Source organism: Ruegeria sp. MALMAid1280, assembly GCF_049195285.1.
Lineage (GTDB): Bacteria > Pseudomonadota > Alphaproteobacteria > Rhodobacterales > Rhodobacteraceae > Ruegeria.
Genome location: NZ_JBMIRT010000044.1, coordinates 41603 through 55285, shown reverse-complemented (window position 1 = coordinate 55285; position 13683 = coordinate 41603). Strand labels below are relative to the sequence as shown.

The following is a 13683-nucleotide window of genomic DNA, read 5'->3' as shown; positions in this document are numbered from 1 at the left end:
CGCGTTTTCCTGCGGGTATGCGCCCTATATCCTTCATATGAGAACACTTGTCCTCTGATCGCAGGAGAGCTGGAATGAGTTGGAACCCGACCCACAACCCCGAATGCCTGTCTGAAAACGGGGTACTTGAGACCTTGATCATCCCACGCGCCCGCGATCTGGGCGGGTTTGAAGTGCGCCGTGCGCTGCCTTCCGTCAAACGGCAGCTTGTGGGCCCGTTCATCTTCTTTGATCAGATGGGCCCAGCCGAATTCATCACCGATGGCGGCATCGACGTCCGCCCGCATCCCCATATCGGTCTGGGCACCGTAACCTACCTGTATCAGGGCGAGTTCGAACATCGGGACAGTCTCGGCACACATCAGATGATCTACCCCGGCGAGGTCAACTGGATGGTCGCCGGGCGTGGTGTTACCCATTCCGAGCGTACCAGTGCGGAAACCCGCGGCAAAAAACACAGCCTGTTCGGCATCCAGACCTGGATTGCTCTGCCCGAGGCGCATGAGGATATGGCCCCCGATTTCGAGCATCACAAACAAGCCGCGCTGCCGCATATTCGGGACAATGGGGTCAGTGCGCGTCTGATCCTAGGTTCGGCCTATGGGGAAACCAGCCCGGTTACGATGCTGTCGGAAACCTTCTATCTGGACGTCCAGCTTGATCCGGGCGCCGCGTTCCCCCTGCCGGATGATCACGAGGACCGGGGTGTTTATGTCACGCAGGGCTCGGTCGAGATTGCCGGTGACAGGTTTGAAGAAGGTCGCATGATGGTGTTCCGCCCAGGCGATCAACTGTCGGTCAAGGCCGGGCCGTTGGGTGCGCGGCTAATGCTGCTGGGTGGAGCGACGCTGAACGAGGATCGCTATATCTGGTGGAATTTCGTGTCATCCTCGAAGGAAAAGATTGATACTGCTACCCGTGAATGGAAAACCGCCGACTGGGCGAATGGCGCGTTCCACCTGCCGCCCGGGGATGATCAGGAGTTCATTCGGATATCGGATGAGTTGGAGCGCACGCGGCCAAGGTTGGCGCGCTGACCAAACGTCAGAGGGCCTTGCCCGGCGCCCAGATCCCGGCGAACCTTTGCGCCGGGGAGGCGCACCATGAAGATCGTGATCGCAGGCGCAGGCAGTATTGGGTGTTATTGCGGGGCTTTGCTGGCCTATGCAGGCCATGACGTTACCTTGTGGGGCCGGTCGCGCATTCTGGACCCGATCTGCGACAAGGGGCTGACGGTTACAGATTTCTCCGGCCTGAGCCGACACGTGGTTGCGCAAGATTTGGTCCTGACCGGGGATGCAAGCTGTCTGACCACCGCAGAAGCCGTGATCGTGTCCGTCAAGACCGGCGCAACGGCTGAAATCGCCGCCCGGATCGCCCAGCATGCGCCGACATCAGCCCCGGTTCTTTCGTGGCAGAACGGGATGGATAACGCCCGTATTTTGCGAGCTGCTCTGCCGGACCACGATGTGCGTGCCGGGATGGTGCCTTTTAACGTCGTGCCGACCAAACCGGCGTGTTTTCACCGGGCGACCTCGGGCGAGATTGTCATTGAAAGTGGCCGCGGTGCGTTGGGCCCAAGGCTCAGCAGCGCCGATCTGCCGGTTGTCGAGAGTGATGAAATCGATGCGGTGCAATGGGGCAAGCTGGTGATCAACCTCAACAACGCGCTGAATGCGCTGTCAGGACTGGTGCTGAAAGAGCAATTGCTGGATCGCAACTGGCGGCGGCTGATGGCGGATCAGATGGCCGAAGCCTTGGCGGTTCTCAGGGCAGCAGGTCTCCCGGTGGCCTCGACCACACCTCTGCCTGCGTGGATGACGCCGCATATCCTGCGGCTGCCGACGCCGATCTTTACCCGCATCGCGGCGCGGATGCTGACCATCGACCCCAGCGCGCGGACCTCGATGGCCTATGATCTGATGGAGGGGCGACCGACCGAGATTGACAGCCTGCAAGGCGAGATCATTCGCCTTGGAGCTCAATTCGATGTGGCGACGCCGATTTGCGCCAATGTGCTGGCGCTGATCGAACAAGCGCCGGAAACCGCTCTGTCGCCGGATCAGGTCAGGCCCTAGGCAGCGTCAGACAAAGGCTGTTAGAAACATGAATATCGCCGCCGACAGGGCCGCAGCCGCTGGAACGGTTATGACCCAGGCTGCCACAATCGTCATGAAATGCGAGCGACGCACCAGCTTGCGGCGCTGGTATTCTTCGCGGGCCAGCCGCTGTTCGGCGGGGCGCTGGCGGTTCGATTGCTTCCGGCGGCGGTCCGAGTGCCATTCGCGGTAGAATCCAACCCCGAACACGGCCCCCACGGCGATGTGTGTGGAACTGACAGGCAGGCCCAGCCAACTGGCCACGATCACGGTGATTGCCGCCGATAGCGCAACACAAAAGGCGCGCATCGGGTTCAGTTTGGTGATCTGGCTGCCTACCATCCGGATCAGTTTGGGGCCAAACAGGAACAGGCCAAATGAAATCCCAAAAGCACCGATCACCATGACCCAGGTTGGGATCGCCACTTTCGAGGCGAAATCGCCGAATTCCGCCGCGTGCACGATGGCCGCCAACGGGCCTACCGCATTGGCGACGTCGTTGGCGCCATGCGCGAAGCTGAGGAACGTGGCCGCGATCACCAACGGCAGGCCAAACAGTGTTTTCAGGGACTTCGTGCGGTTTTCCAACCCTTCGGACTTGCGCCGTACCCACGGCACCGTCACCGACCAGACCAGCAGACCCGAGGCCAGACCGATCAGCAAGGCCATCTCAAGCTCGATCTTCACAATCCGTTTCAGGCCTTTGACGGAAAGATAGGTTGCAAACGCTGCCGCCATGACGGCCACGAGGATCGGAACCCAACGCCGAGCAGCGGCGATCTTGTCGTCCTGATACTGAATCTTGGCCTTGATCAGCGCCAGAAAACCGGCCGCGATCGCCCCGCCCAGAACCGGTGAGATCACCCAGCTTGCGGCAATGGCGCTCATAGTACCCCAACTGACGGCGCTCAGCCCCGCCGCGGCAATGCCTGCGCCCATCACGCCACCCACGACCGAGTGCGTGGTCGATACCGGCGCGCCGATCCAGGTGGCAAGGTTGACCCACATCGCCGATGAGATCAGCGCTGCCATCATAGCCCAGATAAACACATTGCTGTTCTGTACCGAGGCCGGGTCGATGATTCCCTTTGAAATGGTCGAGACAACATCCCCACCGGCCAGCAGCGCGCCCGCGCTTTCGGCGAGGGCTGCGATCACGATCGCACCGCCCATGGTCAGGGCATTGGCCCCAACCGCCGGGCCCATGTTGTTGGCCACATCGTTGGCACCGATGTTGACCGCCATATAGGCCCCGAATACCGCTGCCGCGACAACGATCAACCCGCCATCCGCGTGTCCAAAAACCACTGCTGCCGACAAACCGGCCAGCGCGATAAAGGCCAGCGCGATGCCGGGCGCCAGCAACGGGCGCGCCACATGGACACTTGCATTTTCGACACGCGAGATGCGATGCAGGTCGCTGTCCAGCGCCTGCCAACGGGTTTTTTTGGTGATGTTCGACATGGGATTTGCGGCTTACTTGAGTTGACACAGGCGGCTAGACGGTTTCACCCGCGCGGGCAACCGCCTCGTCATCAATTTTTTGCGAAACTGTTACAACTGGAGCAGTATGTCGCGCAGTTCCGGTTCGGTGACGCGTTCGGCTGCAATGGCAGGAGCCACCCAGACCCGCTTGCGCTCATCTGCTTCGGGAAAGCAATCCGCAAGCCCCTGCACTTCGATACGGTAAACACTGGTCAGAACCGGAAGGGCCGAGCCGTCATCCAGAACTTTGTCATAGGTAAAACAGCCTATGGGTTCTTTGGCGATGCCGGGCGCGCGCACGCCAGCCTCTTCCCAAGCCTCCTGCAGGGCGGTTTCGGCACCGTCCTTGCCGTCAATCGGCCAGCCCTTAGGGATGATCCAGCGCCCGGTATCGCGGCTGGTGATCAGCAGAACCTCTGGCCCGGTTTCGGTTTCCCGAGTGCACAGGGCTGCGAACTGCACCCGCTTGGGGCGCAGGAAAATGGGCCTTGCGACCTCCTCCCAGATGTTCAGCAACCATTTGGTCATAGTTTGATCTTTTGCGCGCGCGTTACCGTCAAGACGCAGACATATAGCAACAACAGGCGGTTTCTTCAATGAGCCCCTCTGAATTTCACACACGTCCATCGGCTTGGAAATTTCGCCTGAAAATCCAAAGAAATGGTCAATCGCGGTTTTGTCCCCGCCGTTTGGCGCGCAAGGTTGGATCGGCCTGGGTCGGATCTTCGGGCCAGGGGTGTTTTGGGTACTGCGCACGCATGTCCTTGCGGACATCCGCATAGGATCCGGCCCAGAAACCGGGCAGATCGCGGGTGATCTGGATCGGGCGCTGCGCCGGGGACAGCAGGGTGATCTTCAGCGCTTGCCCCCCCACGACAGGGTGCCGCGTGACACCGAACAGTTCCTGCAGGCGCACCGATATCTCGGGCACGGCACCGCCGTAATCAATCGGCACCTTGCGGCCCAGCGGCGTTTTGAACGATCCCGGCGCGCGGCGGTCCAGCTCTTGCGTCTGGTTCCAGTCCATCCGGGCACGCAGGGCGGGCAGCAGATCGAACCGTTTCCACTCGTCGGCATTGCGCACGTTTGAGAGCATCGGCAGCAGCCAGTCTTCCAGGGTTTCTGTAAGTCCCTCGATGGTAAAATCAGGCAGGTCCACACCCTCGGCCCGCACCAGTTCCACCCGGGCGGCCAGACGTGCTGCGGCGCCGTCCAGCCGCAGGCCAAGATCGCGCACGCCGTCCAGCATGGCTTGTGCCACTGCTTCGTCCGGGACGTCTTTCCAGATGCGGTCGCTCAGAGTGATTGCACCGAACCGCTCTTGTTGGCGCGCCACGACCCGTCGGTCGCGCTTGGACCATTCGCAACTGTCGACCCACTTGATCTGCCCCTCAAACAGATCACGGATTTCGCGCTCCGATATCTGGGCAGCCATGCGCACGCGGGCTTCACGCGGGTTGCCGTCGGTATCCGTTACCACCAGATAAGGCGCGGCGGCCAGTGTGTCGCCACCGTCCAGCACAGCCCCTTTGCCACCCGACAGGACATGGCGCGGCACATCGCCCTTGCGGCGTTGTCCGACCCTGTCGGGATAGGCCAGCGCGGCCATCGCGGCAGGACTCAGATCGGTGGCGTTGCCCCGTGAGCGCAGCCGTTTGGCCTCGGCCTTGATCCGATCCACGGCGCCATTGTTCACTTGCCAGACCCGATTGCGTTGAAACGCGCGTATATCGCGCAGCGCTTCCAGCCGCAGCAGCATATCCGCCGGGGCCCCTTTGAGCGGGTCGCGTTCGGCCATCAACGCGGCCAAGGGCGCGGCGTCCGGCCCGGCGCGCACCAGCATATGCCCCAGGCGCGGGTGCAGAGGCAACGCGGCCAATGCGCGCCCGTGATCGGTGATCCGCCCTTTGGTATCCAGCGCGCCCAGCATGTTCAGCAAGGCCCTCGCTTCGGCCATTGTGCCTTCGGGCGGCGGTGTCAGGAAGGCCAGATCGCCCGGCTCCGCGCCCCACAGGGCCAATTCCAAGGCCAGCCCGGTCAAGTCGGCGGCTTCGATCTCGGCTGGCGGGTAAGCGGCCAAAGCGCCTTCTTCGCCCTTGGACCACAACCGATAGCAGACCCCTTCGGCTACGCGCCCGGCGCGGCCTGCGCGTTGGGTTTCCTCGGCCCGTGTCACGCGCTCGGTCACCAGTCGTGACATGCCCGAGCCCGGATCGAACCGCGCCCGCCGTGCCTGGCCCATGTCAACCACCACGCGGATGTCGGGGATAGTCAGCGAGGTTTCGGCAATCGATGTGGCCAGCACTACTTTGCGCCCGGTTTCAGCAGGCGCAATCGCCGCGCTCTGGGCGGCAAAGGGCATCGCCCCGAACAGGGGGCGCACCGCACAATCGCCGGGCAAACGCCCTGACAAGGCGGCCTCGGCCCGCCGGATTTCGCCCTCACCGGGCAGGAACACCAGTATACCGCCACCGGTTTTGCGCGTGTCCCGCTCGGCCTGAACCACCAGATCGATCAGTGCGTCCAGCCGTCTTGACTGCGCCCCCAAGGGACGGTCCAGCCAGCGGGTTTCAACCGGATAGCTGCGCCCCTCGGAGGTGACCAGAGGGGCTTCCATCAGACGCCCCACGGGCTCAGCATCCAATGTTGCGGACATGGCCAGCAGGATCAGATCATCCCGCAACGCGCCGGTGACCTCAAGGCACAGGGCCAGCCCCAGATCAGCGTTCAGGGACCGTTCATGGAATTCGTCGAAGATCACCGCACCCACGCCGGGCAAATCGGGGTCGGATTGCAGCATCCGGGTCAGAATGCCCTCGGTGACCACCTCGATCCGCGTGGATTTCGAAACCTTGGCGTCGCCGCGCACCCGGTAGCCGACCGTCTCACCGGCGCGCTGGCCTAACGTTTCCGCCATCCGCTCGGCAGCGGCGCGCGCGGCCAGCCTACGCGGTTCCAGCATCACGATCTTGCCATCGCACAAACCCGCCTCGAGCATGGCCAGAGGCACCCGGGTCGTCTTGCCCGCCCCCGGAGGCGCCTGCAACACGGCGCGGCCCGAAGCCTTGAGGCTTGCGAGCAGATCAGGGATGGCGTCGTCGATTGGCAGGCGTGTCATGCGGGCTTTATCCGCCAACCGTTCCACAAGGTCCAGTTCCGACAGGCTGCGGCAATTCTCATGGTGCTTGGCACTGGACAAACCCCATTCCGCTACGCCATCAAGGCGAAAATCGGGTATGGGGGCGCGCATGAACACCGCTGAGCTGGGCGACAGAATTTTGAACGGCGAGCGCCGCGCGCTGGCCCGTGCGATCACTCTGGTTGAAAGCGGCCGCGACGATCACCGGGCGCAGGCGACCGAGTTGCTGACCCATGTCGCCAAGTCCCAGCGGCAATCCCTGCGCGTCGGTCTGTCGGGGACGCCGGGTGTGGGCAAGTCCACCTTTATCGAAAGCTTCGGCATGATGCTGATCGGGCAGGGGTTGCGCGTGGCGGTGCTTGCGGTCGATCCCAGCTCGGCCCGGTCGGGAGGCTCGATTCTGGGCGATAAAACCCGGATGGAGCGTCTGAGCCGCGAGAGAAACGCCTTTATCCGCCCGTCGCCCAGCCAGTCGCATCTGGGCGGTGTCGCGCGCCGCACACGCGAGGCGATTGCCTTGTGCGAGGCGGCGGCCTTCGATGTGGTGCTGATCGAAACCGTCGGTGTAGGCCAGTCGGAAACCGTGGTGTCCGAGATGTCGGACCTGTTCCTGTTGCTGCTGGCCCCGGCGGGCGGGGACGAACTGCAGGGCGTCAAACGCGGCATCATGGAAATGGCCGACATGATTCTGGTCAACAAGGCGGACGGAGACCTGAAGGCCACCGCCACCCGCACCTGTGCCGATTACGCCGGTGCCCTGCGCCTGTTGCGCAAACGCCCGCAGGACCCGGAGGGGTTTCCCAAGGCGATGACGGTTTCGGCGGTGGAAGAACATGGGCTTGAGGGCGCGTGGGCTGAAATGCAGTCCCTCACCCAATCGCGCCGGGATCGGGGGCACTGGGATGCAAACCGGGCGGCACAGGCGCAGTACTGGTTCGAGCAGGAGGTGCGCGCCGCCCTGCTGGCGCAGCTGTCCACCGCGCAGGCGCGGGCGGATATGGATCATCTGGGTGCGCAAGTGCGTGCAGGCCGGCTGAGCCCCTCGGCGGCTGCGGAAACCATGCTGTCCTCACTCATCCAGCGATAGGGGGGTGTGCCTGAGCGGGGTGTGGCGGACATTCCATCCAGGGTTGTGTTGTGGACTGACGATGGCGCGGAAACGTGTTAGTCTGGCCTCCTGATGTATTGGACCGGTCCAAATGCCCAGAATAAATGGGACAAATAGCGACGACGATATCGACGTCACAGGCAATAGCGGCACCCTGAATGGGAACCCGCAGGGGTCTCCGATTGACAATATCCGGGGGCGGGGCGGTGACGACGATATTAATGTCACCGACAGCGTCATCGCCGACAACGTGATCGGCAATGCCGGAAGTGATACCATTACCGTTACCAACAGCACCGTTGGCGGTCGCATTGCTGCGGGGTCGGATGCCGACACCGTTGACATAACCGGCTCGACCGTCGGGTCAATTCGGCTGGGGGGCGGTAACGATACACTGAATTTCCGCAGTACTTCCGTCGACGGCGACATTCGTGGAGGCAACGGAACGGATACGCTGAACCTGCCCGTTGGGACCGTGATCAATGACAGCGTTTTCGGCACCATCACGGTCGAGGATGGTGTCGGCTATTCATTGTCCAGCGGTACGTTTGCCCTGCCCTCCGGCATCGTGGTCACGTATTCTGCGTTCGAAAACGGTTCGGGCGTTCCGTGCTTTACCCGTGATACTGCTATTCTGACGCAAACCGGAAAGCGCCCGATTCAAGAGCTGCGGATCGGGGACATGATCCCAACGATGGAGCACGGGTTGCAAGGCATCCGGTGGATCGGCCGCCGTGGATTCGGCCGGGCTGAATTGCTGGTTAATCCGCGACTTTGGCCGGTGCGCATTCTGGCCGGTGCGCTGGGCAACGGCCTGCCCCGGCGCGATCTGCTGGTTTCGCGTCAGCACAGGATGCTGGTGCAGTCAAAAATCGCCGAGCGCATGTTCGGCACATCCGAGGTGTTGATCCCGGCGATCAAGCTGACCGTTCTGCCGGGGATTTTTGTCGATGAGACTGTAGCAGGGATTGAGTATTTTCATCTGTTGTTCGACCGCCATCAGGTGATTTTCGCCGAAAACGCCCCGACCGAAAGCCTTTTCACCGGCGTTGAGGCTCTGAAGTCGCTTGGCGCAGAGGCGAGGCGTGAGATTCTCGACATTTTCCCTGAACTGATCGAAAAGCGGCTGACACCAAGGCCTGCGCGCTTTATTCCGCGCGGACGGCAGCAGGCGCGCCTGTTGGAGCGGCACCGAAAGAACAACAAACCACTGCTGCGGGTGCAAACTTTCCCGGTCAGTGAGGTTGGTTTAAAGAATTCGCGTGATCCATCTTGACCCTTCCATCGATTCCCACTACACGCATCCAACCAGTTTTCGGGCGCGACTTCGGGTTGCGCCCCTTGTGATTTGGCCGCGGGTATCATGCCCGGCCTCCAGAAACAAAGGAAGAAACCATGTCGCGCCGTTGCGAACTGACCGGAAAAGGCCCGATGACTGGCAACAATGTCAGCCACGCCAAAAACAGAACTCGTCGTCGTTTTCTGCCGAACCTGAACGACGTTACCCTGCAGTCCGAAGCTCTGGGCCGTGGCGTCAAGCTGCGCATCTCGGCTGCTGCTCTGCGTTCGGTTGACCACCGCGGTGGTCTGGACGCGTTCCTGGCGAAAGCCAAGGACGAAGAGCTGTCGGCAAACGCGCTGAAAGTGAAAAAGGAAATCGCCAAGGCACAAGCCGCGGCCTAAGCCCTTTTTTACCAGCAAAGAATTCGGCCCTGTACCGCACGGTGCAGGGTCTTTTCTTTCGTGGGCTGTTCCCGGATTGGAACTAAAATTCCCCTGTTGGTGACATTGTTCACATACACTTGGCTCTGCTCTCTTTATGTTCATTCATATTCATCTGGCGGAGTTCAGTTTCATGTCTTTCAAACTATCTGATTATCTCTCCCTGTTGGCTGCCTTTTTTGGCAAAATGTTTGGGACATGCTTTCGGATGCAACGACAGGTGAACAGGTTGCATACGAGCCTGACCAAAGGGTCTGTCAAACGTCCCGGCGTGGACAGCTGACATCATACCCACGCTTGCGGGCTTCGGGCGTATCCGATTGCGCTTGAAGCCCGCTTTGCGCCGGGCTTATATCTGGCGCAGGATGAAGACCGCTTTGAACAGATTCCTGCCTTTGGCACTTTCGCTGCTCGTTGTGCTGACGGGGCAGGGTGTGGCCGCGTCGCGCGGAATGGACAGGGCGGTGGGGCAGATGGTGCTGTGCACCGGCTCGGGGCCTGTGGTGGTCTACATGGACACCGAAGGCCAACCGGCGCAGCCCCCGCATTTCTGCCCTGATTACGCTTTGGCCCTGTTGGGCGCGATTGCAGTTCCGGGACCCGAGTTGCCGGTCGACCCCGATGCCGGTCGGCCTACGCTCTTGCGCAAGGCCGACAACCTGATTGCTCTTCCGCTTCCTTACAGACCGGCACGTGCGCCTCCGGTTCTGATCTGAGTTTTCTCTTTTCAGACACTTAAACAAGGAGAGGCGCGATGTCCCTCAAATCCAAACTTCTGGCCTCGATGGCCACCGCACTGCTGGCCACTTCTGCTTGGGCGCAGGATGCAATTTCCGTTGACGACGCTTATGCCCGATCATCGGGCAAGTCGGCCAAGGCCGGTGCGGCTTTCATGATGATCCAAAATGCTGGCGAAATCGACGACCGGCTGATCGGTGTGGAATCGGATGCGGCCGCGCGGGTCGAACTGCATACGCACCAGGTTGATGACAATGGCGTAGCCAAGATGGCGCATGTCGAGGAAGGCTTTGTCATTCCGGCAGGCGAGATGCACATGCTGAAACGCGGTGGTGACCATGTGATGTTCATGGGCCTGACCGCTCCGTTCGAGCATGGCGCAACGGTTCCGGTGACCCTGATCTTTGAAAAGGCGGGCGAGGTTGAAATCGAGATCCCTGTCGATCTGGAACGTCAGGACAAAGGCGGTCACGGATCGCATTCGAACTGATCGAACGCCTGTCTTCGGGCCGCTCTGCGGCCTTCATCCATGCGTCAGGTCGGGCTTTGCCCGGCCTGTTTGCGTTTTGCCGAACGGATCAACGATTGACCACCCGCATCGCCACGCGGTCATGCGCACGTTTGAAGCGGGCCGTCAGCCAGAACATCACCGCCGAGAAGGCGAGCGCGCCGAACGCGATGGCCCATCCCAGTGCCACCATGCCGCTGCCGGGCCAGAAGATCAGCACCAGCCCGATCACCAGCGCCACGAACCCCGAGTTGCGGACCGAAGCGGCATCAGGGTGTTGATCCGACATCTGCCGCCACGCCGCCATAGAGCCGACGCCCATGATCAGTGCCCACGCGCCCAGAAGGAAGAAGGTCAGCCGGGCCACGCCCTCGGGCCAGATCAGCAGAACCAGTCCGATCAGCAGGGCGCCGATGCCAACACCCCCAATCAGGCCGCGCCGCCCAAAGCCCAGCAAGGTCAGGCCGCCGTCGAATACCAGCAGCAGGCCGACCAGCCGCAGCAAGAGGGAAATGCTGCCCGTCGGCCAGAACAGGGCCGCGATGCCCAGTGCCCCGGCCAGAAGCCCGCGCAACAGGAAGGTCCACCACAGCCCCGCCAACTGGTCGCCCACTGCGTCGCGGCTGTCCAGGCTGCCATCATCAAGTATCTCTTCTCGTGGAAACTGGGGGTCTGTCATTGGGCTCTCCGGTCGCGTTAGGCCTTTACTATAAACAGGAAAATTCGCGGCTGTCTGCTGGGTTCGCGATCAAGATTGCCCCAGCAACCCCTCAACCCAGCGCGGGACAGTTTCCGATGCAGGGCCGAGGATAACGTCGTCGAAGCTGGACGCCTCATCCGACGGGGCGAGGTTCAACTCGACTGTTTGCGCACCGGACATGCGGGCCTTGTGCACGAAGGCGGCGGCGGGGTAGACCTGACCCGAGGTGCCGATGGCCGCAAACAGGGTTGCATCAGCCAGATGGTCGTAGATTGCGTCCATGTGATACGGCATCTCGCCAAACCAGACCACATCCGGCCGTGCCGTGGGGGCGTTGCAGGCCGGGCAGGGCTCATCCACCGTCATCTCGGGCGGAGCGGGCCAGCGGTGATCACAGGCCGCACACAGCGCACCGGCCAGTGTGCCGTGCATGTGGATCACGTTTTGGGCGCCGCCTGCCTCGTGCAGGTTATCGACATTCTGAGTGACAATTACCACTGTACCGCGAAAGTCCAGTTGCAGGCGGGCCAGTGCCTTGTGCGCAGCGTTTGGTGGAGCCTCAGCGGCCTGAACCCGGCGGGCATTGTAGAATCCATGGACAAGGGCGGGGTTGCGGGCAAAGCCTTCGGGTGTGGCGACATCCTCGATCCGGTGCTGCGCCCACAAGCCGTCCTCGTCGCGGAACGTGCCCAGCCCGCTTTCGGCCGAGATTCCCGCCCCTGTCAGAATGACGATCTTTTCCATCTTTGCCCCACGCGCTACACCTTGGCCCATGACCCACCGTATCCTCTTTGTCTGTCTGGGCAATATCTGCCGTTCTCCTGCCGCCGAAGGCGCGTTTCGCGCCCGTGCGCCTCACCATATGACAGACAGTGCCGGAACCTCGGGCTGGCATATCGAAGAACCGCCCTATGGGCCGATGCAGGCAGCGGCGGGGGCACGGGGCATCGACCTAAGCGACCTGCGGGCGCGGAAATTCGTGGCTGAGGATTTTGATCAGTTCGACCTGATCGTCGGCATGGACGCCGAGAACATCAGGAACATCGAAGCTTTGCGGCCCGCTGGGAATGAGACCCCGGTGCGCCTGCTGACCGATTTCGCGCCTGAGACGGGGGCGGATCATGTGCCCGATCCCTACTATACGCGGGATTTTGACGGGGCGCTGGACCTGATCGAGGCCGCCGTGGCGGGGCTCGATGCGCATTTGCGGGCCTAGCCCATCACCTTCAGGCGGTCGGTTAGCCATGGCAGTTGCGCCAGCGCCGGGTCGACGATCTGGTTGCGCATCAGGCGACGCATCATCCCGGCAACCTCTTGCGGAACCTGGTCGGACCAGTCGGTGCGGGTGAACAGGGAAATCGTGCGCGCAAAATCTCCGAACGGGGCGGGGTGCGCCTCAAGCGCGTCGTGAAATCGGGTTGCCCGCATATAGCCCAGCGGCGTTGTAATCGCCCAGCCCAACCCACGCGCGACCATCGCCATCAGTGCCAGATGCGAGCCGATTTCGAACCGTTCTTCGTATTCCAGCCGCTGCCGGGCCAGATGTGCCTCGATCTGGCGGCTGATCAGTTGTTCGCGGGCATAGCGTAGAAAGGGCAGGTCCTGAACGGCGTTCTCAACACCTTTGGGCGTCACCAGAATGAACGGGTCCTGAACCAAGGGGTATTCGACCACACCCTCCAGTACCTCACCGGAATGGGCCGAGACCATAAGGTGCAGGCGTTGGGCCTCCAACTCTTGGAACAAATCCAGGCTGGGCAGGGTGAGCAGCTTGAAGTTCGAACGGGTCAGGCTGTCGGCCAGCAGAGTCGCCAGCCGCGGGGTCAGGTCGTTGTCGAAATCGTCGATCAGCCCGATGGACAGGGTGGTCAGATGGCCCAGATCCATAACGGTCAGTTCGCTTTGGGCCATCTGTAATTCAGCCAGCACAGCCTCGGTCCGGGCCAGAAAGCTGCGCCCCGCCTGCGTCAGCCGCATGGGGCGGCGCCCGTGATCGACCAATTCGGTCCCCAGAGCGTTTTCCAGATTACGCAATTGCTGAGATACCGAGGGCTGGCTGAGCCCCGTGATCTCGGCGGCCTGCGCCACCGATCCCGTCCGCGCCAGGGCCTCGAACACTTCGAGCCCGCGCAGGGTCAGCCCTTTCATTACCATCTGATACACCTTTCGCTGCGCCTTTTCTGG

14 protein-coding genes are annotated in these 13683 nt (G+C 62.0%); 8 read left to right on the top strand and 6 right to left on the bottom strand.

The window, feature by feature from the left end; translation table 11 throughout:
- Positions 1–74: 74 nt before the first annotated feature.
- Positions 75–1037 (top strand): pirin family protein, encoded by a 963-nt coding sequence (locus ACOQFT_RS08595; protein WP_421597522.1) that lies wholly within the window; start codon positions 75–77, stop codon positions 1035–1037.
- 66 nt (positions 1038–1103) lie between these two features.
- Entirely contained in the window at positions 1104–2078 is a 975-nt protein-coding gene (locus ACOQFT_RS08590; RefSeq protein ID WP_421597521.1) for a 2-dehydropantoate 2-reductase, read from the top strand.
- A gap of 6 nt (positions 2079–2084) precedes the next feature.
- Here the strand turns inward: ACOQFT_RS08590 and ACOQFT_RS08585 are convergent, their stop codons facing one another.
- The 3 genes from ACOQFT_RS08585 to hrpB form a co-directional block, all read right to left on the bottom strand.
- Entirely contained in the window at positions 2085–3563 is a 1479-nt protein-coding gene (locus ACOQFT_RS08585) for an inorganic phosphate transporter (protein ID WP_421597520.1), read from the bottom strand.
- 90 nt (positions 3564–3653) lie between these two features.
- Complete coding sequence (locus ACOQFT_RS08580) at positions 3654–4112, bottom strand: NUDIX hydrolase (protein ID WP_421597519.1); 459 nt, start codon at positions 4110–4112, stop codon at positions 3654–3656.
- A gap of 136 nt (positions 4113–4248) precedes the next feature.
- Positions 4249–6702, bottom strand: coding sequence for an ATP-dependent helicase HrpB (gene hrpB / locus ACOQFT_RS08575; RefSeq protein ID WP_421597592.1), 2454 nt, complete (start codon positions 6700–6702; stop codon positions 4249–4251).
- A 130-nt stretch (positions 6703–6832) separates the two neighbouring features.
- Here hrpB and meaB point away from each other — a divergent pair, with 130 nt between their 5' ends.
- The 5 genes from meaB (at position 6833) to ACOQFT_RS08550 (ending at position 10781) form a co-directional block, all read left to right on the top strand.
- Positions 6833–7810: a methylmalonyl Co-A mutase-associated GTPase MeaB gene (meaB, locus tag ACOQFT_RS08570; protein WP_421597518.1), complete on the top strand. Its 978-nt coding sequence runs from the start codon at positions 6833–6835 to the stop codon at positions 7808–7810.
- Positions 7811–7922: 112 nt separating this feature from the next.
- The gene (locus ACOQFT_RS08565) at positions 7923–9107 is read left to right on the top strand and encodes a Hint domain-containing protein (protein WP_421597517.1); all 1185 of its coding nucleotides are present in this window, start codon (positions 7923–7925) and stop codon (positions 9105–9107) included.
- A gap of 119 nt (positions 9108–9226) precedes the next feature.
- A complete protein-coding gene (gene rpmB, locus ACOQFT_RS08560; RefSeq protein ID WP_170445188.1) occupies positions 9227–9514 on the top strand; it encodes a 50S ribosomal protein L28 in 288 nt (95 codons plus the stop codon).
- 416 nt (positions 9515–9930) lie between these two features.
- A complete protein-coding gene (locus ACOQFT_RS08555; RefSeq protein ID WP_421597516.1) occupies positions 9931–10269 on the top strand; it encodes a hypothetical protein in 339 nt (112 codons plus the stop codon).
- A 38-nt stretch (positions 10270–10307) separates the two neighbouring features.
- Positions 10308–10781, top strand: coding sequence for a copper chaperone PCu(A)C (locus ACOQFT_RS08550; RefSeq protein WP_421597515.1), 474 nt, complete (start codon positions 10308–10310; stop codon positions 10779–10781).
- An 88-nt stretch (positions 10782–10869) separates the two neighbouring features.
- Here ACOQFT_RS08550 and ACOQFT_RS08545 read toward each other — a convergent pair whose 3' ends face one another.
- The gene (locus ACOQFT_RS08545; protein ID WP_421597514.1) at positions 10870–11478 is read right to left on the bottom strand and encodes an HdeD family acid-resistance protein; all 609 of its coding nucleotides are present in this window, start codon (positions 11476–11478) and stop codon (positions 10870–10872) included.
- Between the two features lie 69 nt (positions 11479–11547).
- A complete protein-coding gene (locus tag ACOQFT_RS08540; RefSeq protein WP_421597591.1) occupies positions 11548–12243 on the bottom strand; it encodes an NAD-dependent deacylase in 696 nt (231 codons plus the stop codon).
- A 28-nt stretch (positions 12244–12271) separates the two neighbouring features.
- On the opposite strand from ACOQFT_RS08540, the gene ACOQFT_RS08535 reads away from it, so the two are divergent.
- Positions 12272–12715: a low molecular weight protein-tyrosine-phosphatase gene (locus tag ACOQFT_RS08535; protein ID WP_421597513.1), complete on the top strand. Its 444-nt coding sequence runs from the start codon at positions 12272–12274 to the stop codon at positions 12713–12715.
- Here the strand turns inward: ACOQFT_RS08535 and ACOQFT_RS08530 are convergent.
- Positions 12712–13653 carry a LysR family transcriptional regulator gene (locus ACOQFT_RS08530; RefSeq protein ID WP_421597512.1) on the bottom strand — a complete coding sequence of 314 codons (942 nt, stop codon included), beginning with the start codon at positions 13651–13653 and terminating at the stop codon, positions 12712–12714. The genes ACOQFT_RS08535 and ACOQFT_RS08530 overlap by 4 nt on opposite strands.
- Positions 13654–13683 lie beyond the last annotated feature (30 nt).